The sequence below is a fragment of the uncultured Jannaschia sp. genome, assembly GCF_947494025.1.
GTDB lineage: Bacteria > Pseudomonadota > Alphaproteobacteria > Rhodobacterales > Rhodobacteraceae > Jannaschia.
On record NZ_CANLTQ010000001.1, the window covers coordinates 727758 to 735249 of the forward strand.

The 7492-nt window shown below is 70.4% G+C and carries 5 protein-coding genes; 1 reads left to right on the plus strand and 4 read right to left on the minus strand.

What is annotated here, in order from left to right; translation table 11 throughout:
- Positions 1 to 11: 11 nt before the first annotated feature.
- The 3 genes from Q1B08_RS03650 to Q1B08_RS03660 are packed head-to-tail and all read right to left on the minus strand — an operon-like array spanning position 12 to position 5510.
- Complete coding sequence (locus Q1B08_RS03650) at positions 12 to 3314, minus strand: error-prone DNA polymerase (protein ID WP_299814814.1); 3303 nt, start codon at positions 3312 to 3314, stop codon at positions 12 to 14.
- Positions 3314 to 4897, minus strand: coding sequence for a DNA polymerase Y family protein (locus Q1B08_RS03655; protein WP_299814933.1), 1584 nt, complete (start codon positions 4895 to 4897; stop codon positions 3314 to 3316). Before Q1B08_RS03655 ends, Q1B08_RS03650 begins: the two co-directional genes overlap by 1 nt.
- Positions 4821 to 5510 (minus strand): hypothetical protein, encoded by a 690-nt coding sequence (locus Q1B08_RS03660; RefSeq protein ID WP_299814817.1) that lies wholly within the window; start codon positions 5508 to 5510, stop codon positions 4821 to 4823. The genes Q1B08_RS03655 and Q1B08_RS03660 overlap by 77 nt, the downstream gene beginning before the upstream one ends.
- A gap of 502 nt (positions 5511 to 6012) precedes the next feature.
- Here Q1B08_RS03660 and Q1B08_RS03665 point away from each other — a divergent pair.
- Positions 6013 to 6978 (plus strand): AAA family ATPase, encoded by a 966-nt coding sequence (locus Q1B08_RS03665; RefSeq protein ID WP_299814820.1) that lies wholly within the window; start codon positions 6013 to 6015, stop codon positions 6976 to 6978.
- A 126-nt stretch (positions 6979 to 7104) separates the two neighbouring features.
- On the opposite strand, the gene Q1B08_RS03670 is transcribed toward Q1B08_RS03665, so the two are convergent.
- Positions 7105 to 7492: hypothetical protein (locus Q1B08_RS03670; protein ID WP_299814823.1), on the minus strand; the 388-nt coding region annotated here is incomplete at its 5' end.

A 7492-nucleotide genomic window follows, 5' to 3' on the forward strand; every position in this document is an offset into this window, starting at 1 on the left:
GGGCCGTGCGCCTAGTGAAAATCTCGTGACTTCGGGATTGCGCTGACGTCGCGCGGATGCCGATCCGCATGGGCGGGCAGCGGATGTCTGACATGATCGCCCCGCGCGACGTCGGCCGTGAGCTCGTCGGTGGAAAGCCGCAGAAGCGCGTCGTTGCGGTCCACGATCTCGTGCGCGACGACGTGGATCACGGCGTCGTCGAACTGCACGTGACCGTGCACCGCCATCAGGCGTGCCGACATGATCGCCTTGCGGGCTTTGGCGAAGAGGTCGGGCCAGATCACGACGTTGATGACCCCGCTCTCGTCCTCCAGCGTGACGAAGCAGACGCCCTTGGCGCTGCCGGGCTTCTGGCGGATCAGAACGAGTCCCGCGACCGAGCAGCGTTCGTTGAACCGCAGCGACCTGAGCCGGTCGGACCGGACATAGCCCGACTTGCGCATGCCGCCGCGCATGAAGGCGATCGGGTGCGCCTTCAGCGACAGTCGCGCGGTCTGGTAGTCGGCCACGACATGCTCCCGCATCGGCATCGCGGGCAAGAGATGCTCGGCCTCCGCCCCCGCATCCGGCGCGTCCCCGTGCGCGAAGAGCGGCAGATCCGGCCCGGACCGGATCGCCTTCGCGTCCCACAGCGCCTGCCGCCGGTCCTGTCCGGCGGAGCGAAAGGCGTCGGTGGCGGCCAGCGTCTCGATCGCGCGCTTCGGGATCCGCGCGCGCCGGTGCAGATCCTCCACCCCCGCGAAGGGCGTGTCGCGCACGGCCACCAGCCGCGCGAGCTCCGCCGCGCGGAGCCCCGAAAGCTGCCGGAAGCCCAGACGCAGCGCCAGCCCCCCGCTTAGCGGCTCCAGCGTGCAGTCCCAGTCGCTGAAGTTCACGTCCACCGGCAGAACGGTCACGCCCGACCGCCGCGCCATCTCCACGATCTGCGCCGGGGCGTAGAACCCCATCGGCTGCGAGTTCAGGAGCGCGCAGGCGAAGACGTCCGGCCGATGGCACTTGAGCCAGCTCGACACGTAGACCAGATGCGCGAAGCTGGCCGCGTGGCTTTCGGGAAAGCCGTACTCGCCGAACCCCTCGATCTGGCTGAAGCAGCGGGCGGCGAACTCCGCGTCGTAGCCGCGCGCGATCATGTTGCCGACCATCTTCTCCTTGTGGGCGCTGACCAGACCCTTGGAGCGGAACGTGGCCATCGCCTTGCGAAGCTGGTTGGCCTCCGCCGGCGTGAACCGCGCGGCGACGAGCGCGATCTTCATCGCCTGCTCCTGGAAGATCGGCACGCCCAGCGTGCGGACGAGAATGTTCTTCAGCTCGTCGGCCTCCCCGTGCTCGGGCGCGGGCTGCGGGTAATGGATCACCTCGCCGGAGCGGCGGCGCTTCAGGTAGGGATGCACCATGTCGCCCTGGATCGGGCCGGGGCGGACGATGGCGACCTGGATCACGAGGTCGTAGAACTCGCGCGGTTTCAGCTTCGGCAGCATCGCCATCTGCGCCCGGCTCTCCACCTGGAAGACGCCGAGCGAGTCGCCCCGCTGGAGCATCGCATAGGTCGCCGCGTCCTCGGGCGGTATGCTCGCCAGCGACATCTCCTCCCCCAGATGCGCGCGGGCGAGGTCGAAGCACTTGCGGATGCAGGTGAGCATGCCCAGCGCCAGCACGTCGATCTTGAGGATGCGAAGCGCGTCGATGTCGTCTTTGTCCCATTCGATGAAGCTGCGGTCCGGCATGGCGCCATTGCCGATGGGCACCGTGCGCGTCAGCGGATGCTCGGTCAGGATGAAGCCACCGACATGCTGCCCCAGATGGCGCGGCATCCCGATGAGCTGATCGGTGAGCAGGATCGCCTGGCGGATCGCGGGGTCGTGGAGGTTCACGCCCGTATCCTCCAGGTGCATGTCGTCCGTGGAACTGCCCCAGGAGCCCCAGACGGTGCGCGCCATCGCCGCCGTCACGTCCTCGGTCAGGCCCAGCACCTTGCCCACCTCGCGGATCGCCATGCGGGGGCGGTAGTGGATCACGGTGGCGCAAAGGCCGGCATGGGCGCGGCCGTAGCGGTCGTAGATGTGCTGGATGATCTCCTCGCGCCGCTCGTGCTCGAAATCGACGTCGATGTCGGGCGGTTCGCGCCGCTCGTCGTTGAGGAACCGCTCGAACAGGAGGTCGTGCTTGGAAGGGTCGACCGAGGTGATCTCGAGGCAGAAGCACACCGCCGAGTTCGCCGCCGAGCCGCGCCCCTGACAGAGGATGCCACGCCCCCGCGCCTCGGCCACGATCTCCTGGATGGTGATGAAGTAGCGCGCGATGTCGTGACGGCGGATCAGGTCGAGCTCCTTTTCCACCGCGTCGCGGACCTTCCCCGGCACCCCCTCCGGGTAGCGCCGCTTCGCCCCGGCCTCGGTCAGGATGCGCAGATGCGCGTCGGGCGTGCGGCCGGCGGGCACGTCGTCCTGCGGGTATTCGTAGCGCAGCTCCCTGAGCGAGAAGCGGAGCCGTTCCGCGATGGCGAGGCTCTCGGCGATGGCATGCGGCCAGCGTGCGAAGAGGCGCACCATTTCCCGGGGCGACTTCAGATGCCGCTCCGCGTTGGCGTGGAGCCGGAAGCCGGCCTGCGCCAGCTTCGTCTTCTCGCGGATGCAGGTCATCACGTCCTGCAGCGGCCGGCGCTCGGGGACGTGATAATGCACGTCATTGGTCGCGACGATGCGCAGGCCGTGGCGCCGCGCCAGCCGGTCCAGCCGCTCGATCCGGGCATGGTCGTCGCCGCGGTAGAGATGCGCCGCCGCGAGGTGGGAAAGCGACGGCAGGCGGCGGACGAGGCCGGGCAGCCGCGCGGCGAAGCCGTCCAGATCGTCGGGCGGCACCGCGATCAGCACGAGGCCCGACTGATGCGCGGCGAGGTCGGCCAGCGTCAGGTCGCAGCGGCCCTTCTCCTGCCAGGCGCCGTCGGGCGTCGACATCCGCCCCTTGGAGATCAGCGCGCACAGGTTGCCGTAGGCCGCCCGGTCGGTCGGGTAGGCCAGGAACGCCGTCCCGTCCACGAGCACGATCCGCGTACCGATCAGCGGCCGCATCTTCGTCGTCTCCGCTTCCGTATGCAGTCGTACCACCCCCGCCATCGAGTTGCGGTCGGCGATGCCCAGCGCGTGGTAGCCCAGTTCCCAGGCCTGCAGCACGAGGTCGACCGGCTCCGACGCGCCGTGCAGGAAGGAGAAGCAGGTCGTCAGGCCCAGCTCGACGAAGGGCGCGGGCGGGTTCGCGGGGAAGTCGTCCCGGCGGGCCAGCGTCCGCTTGTCGGGGGTCGAGGGCTGGTCCGGCATCAGGCGAACAGGCCGTGCAGGAACCAGTCCGGCTCGCCCCCGCGCCCGTCGCCGGCGATGCCTTCGCGGTAGAGCCAGTAGCGCGCGCCCTCCTCCACCTCGACCTTGTAGTAGTCCCGAAGCCGCGTGCCCGGCTTCGCGCGCCACCATTCCGGCGCGATCCGCTCCGGCCCCTGATGGCGGCGGATCAGGTAGGGCCTGCGGCGCCAGCGAAACCGCACGGGCGGACCCTCGGGCACGGCGTAGAGCACCTCGATCCGCTCCGGCGCGCGCAGGAGGCGGACGGGCCGCTCCCGTCCCGGCGCGACGAGGCCGCCGCCGCCGAGGCCCGCGGGCGCCATCGCGTCGGCGCGTCGGCGCGACAGCCCGTCATCCAGCCCGTCCAGCGCCGGTCGCCAGCCCTCGGCACGCTCCGGCAGGTGACTTTCCCGCGGGTCGGGCAGCTCCACCGCGCCCGGCCCCAGCCGCGCGGTCAGGCGATCGACCAGCGTGGCCAGCGCCACGTCGCTGTCGATTCCCCCGTCGAGCCGGACCTGCGCGGCGGCGAGCCGCTCCGGGCGCAGCCCCTCGAGACTCAGCGTGTCGAAACCGAACCCCGCGTCGAGGCTCTCGAAATGCCGGGCCAGAAGCCGCCGCAAATGCGCCGGATCGCGGCTCGCCTGCGCGCAGCCGACCTCGAAGCGCACGGCGATCCCGTCGGTGCGGTAGAGCTCCAGCCGGAGCCCGCGCAGCCCCTGCCCCGCTTCCCCCAGCGCGTCGCAGAGCATCCCCAGCGGCTCGTCCAAGAGTGGCTGCGGGTCCATCACCGGCTCCACCAGCCGTCGCACGATGCGGAAGCGCTGCGGCGGGGCGGGACTGAGCACCGGCTCGGGCGCGTCACCCAGCATCTGGTCCAGCCGCCGAAGCGGCGTCATCAGCGCCCGGCCGTCGCGGCCGAAGCGCCGCTCCAGCGTGGCGCGGGGCACCAGCATCAGGTCGCCCACCCGCTTCAGCCCCAGTCGCCGCAGCGTCGTCAACGTCTCCCCGTCGAGCCGGAGCGCCGAGACCGGCAGCATCGCCATCCGCGCCCGCAGCGCCCGGGCGCCGCAGATCTCCTCGCGGTCGCCGTGCCGCGCCAGCGCCCAGGCCGCGCCGTGGGTCGACGCCACCGCCACGCGCGCGACCTGTCCCAGACCGGCCAGGCGCGCCGCGATGTCGGCCAGCATCGCCGCCTCGCCGCCCCAAAGGTGGTCGGAGCCGGTCGTGTCGAGCACCAGCCCGTCCGCCCCGTCGCCCGCCGACCACGGGCACCAGCGCCGCGACCAAAGAATCAGACGGTGCAGCGCCTTTGCGTCGCCGGCGAGATCGGCGGGGACGATCTGCAGTTCGGGGCAGATCGCGCGCAGGTCCACGACGCGCATCCCCCGCGCCGCGCCGTTCGCCTGCGCAGCGGCGTTGGCAGCATGGATCACCGGACCGTGGGGACCGTCCTGCGCAAGGACGAGGGGCGCGTCCGGGTCGGGGCCGTCAGGCGCGTCTTCCGCCTCCCACGGCGCGGGAGGTGTCGGCGGGCGCATGGCCTCCGCCCGCTCCCACCGGGCCATCGCGAAGCGGGGCAGCCAGATCGACACGATGCGCCGCCCGGTCATGGCCAGCCATCCAGATGCCCGGCGTCCGCCGCCGCGACCGGAACAGCTCCGCCAGCCAGCGCGCCTCGCCCGGCGCGCGGGCATCGAGCGGATTGGCCTCCGACGCGGCGGAGACGAGCCGCCAGCGTTCCGGCGCGACCGAGAGATCCGCCGCCGCGTCCTGCCGCAGAAGCCAGACCGGCACGCCGGATCGCGCCGCGCGTAGCGCGAGCCGCTTGGTGGCGGTGAAGTCGAGCGCCTTGGGGTTGCCCCAGACCTCGCCCACGACGGCGGACAGCGCGGCACATTCCAGTCCCTCCTCCATCGCCCAGAGCGCCTCGGCCGCGCCGCGCGCGCCGACCCGCAGAATGGGCATCCCGAGTCCAGTTGCGGCGATCCCCCGCAGACAGGGCAGCCCGGCCTCCTGCGTGGCGCGGCGATCCTGCACCCAGAGGATCGGGCCGCGACCCCGCCCCCGCCCGGCAGCGGCGAGATTGGCCTCGATCTGCGCCAGCACGAATCCCGTTCCAGACCCGTCGCGCGTGGTCGCGAAGGCCTCGGTGAAGGGGGGCAGATCAGGGTCCGACATGGGGCGGAAACACCGGGGAATCAATTTATGTTCCCCTATTGTTCTCGCTTTGCGCCTCGCTTGTCGAGTCCCTTGCGGGATTTGTACAGACATCAATGCTATCGGCCATTCGGGCTGTTTTTCAGCCATTGGGACCCATCTGAATCAGCCATTGAGTGACTCGGTATAGAGGCGGCCTAGCAAAATCAGCGTATTAGGCCTTTCTAATCGCCAACTTAGGCCTTCGCCTCCCCTTCGCGACCCTGTCTTGACGCATACACACCTTCGTTGGCAGTCAATACGCAAGGGTCCGGACCCTTTCCTCAGTCATCCCCGTGCCGTTGCCGGCCGGGACGCGGCCCGCCCCGATCGGCGGCCGCCTGTCGAAAGGACGATCATGTCCCGCATTTCCATTATGGCCGCGCGCTATCGTGACGATCTCACCTCGGTCACAGACATCGAGCGCCGTCTGTACGCGCACCTGGCGCAGCTTCGGGGGCAGCGGACCGGGAGCGACCCTGGGATGCCGTTGGACGGTGACGAGGACATCCATGTATGGCAGCTCTGCCTGCCTAGGTCCGACAAGCTCCGCATCCATCGCCGCGCCCGCGCCGTTCACGACCGTGCCGAGGCCGCCACCGGTCTTGCGCACCTGTCCTCCGCGACCCGCGCCCGGCTCTCCGTCCTGCGCGACGGGGCCGACCTCGTGGCGATCCCGACCGAGCACCGCGCCGACGAGATCGCCGCCGCCCTGCACGCCGACATGCCGTGGATGGCGCCGGCCACCGAGACCGTCTGGCATGCGATGCGGCGCTCGGTCCGCGAGGGCGATCCCGGCCTGCGCCTGTCGCCGCTGCTGCTCGTCGGACCGCCGGGGATCGGCAAGAGGTCCGAAGGACGGGCTCGGACGCTCGGATCGCTCGTTGGGGCTCCCACGACGATCGTCGACGCCACGAGCGAGCCCGCGGGGTTTGCAATCGTCGGCTCTCAGGTTGGTTGGGCGTCGGCCGGGCCGGGGCGGGTGCTGGAGACGATCCTGGCGCATCGTGTCGCCAATCCGCTGATCGTCGTCGACGAGATCGAGAAGGCCGGGTCCGTCCGGTCGAAGTCCGGCACCGCGCACGACCTCGCGCAGGCGCTGCTGCCGCTTCTCGATCGATCGACGGCGGCGGCGTGGTCCTGCCCGTACTTCCGGGTGGGATTCGACATGTCGTGGGTCGGCTGGGTGCTGACCGCCAACACGACCGAGGGGCTGTCCGCGCCGTTCCTCAGCCGCTGCCCGCCCCTACGCTTGGCAGGGCCAACGCAGCAGCATCTTCGGGATTTCGCGGTCCGGCAGGCGTGCACCCACGGACTGCCGGACGGGGCCACGGCGGCAATCCTCTCGTTGCTCGACCAGACACCCGACGGTACCGCCCTCAGCCTGCGGACGATCCAGCGCTGTGTCTCGCGCACGAAGGCGGCGCTCGCCATGCCGATGCTGCACTAGGGGATTGCGATGAACTCCAAGAACGATGGCAGGGCTCCGAGCGTCGTCGACGCGGACGGTCGCGTTACCCCGCTGACGGCGATCCACGTAATCTCGAAGGCCATGAGGCGGATCGCCAGAGCCTGGTCACTCACGCCCGACGAGGCGGCGCGGCTGCTCGATGTTCCGGATGTAGTCTGGGCCCGCATTGCGGCCGGAACCTACGAGGAGCCGTTCGAGGCCGGACAGGTCAAGCGGGCCGGTCTGCTTGTCGCCCTTCACGAAGACGGTCATCGAGCGTTCGGTGGACCCCTTGCGACAACGTGGGTCCTGCGGGCGAACACCGGACCGGACTTCGGTGGACGCCGACCCGTCGATCTGGTGCTGGATGACGGGATCGAAGGTATGCGGTTCGTGCTCGCCCGCCTGCAGTACATTTGGTACGGAAAGTAGGGGTACAGGGGACAGGTTGATCGGTGTTTCGGGAGACATCTCACATGGCCCCGGGACTGGAGCTTGCGTCGCTTCCTCCCCG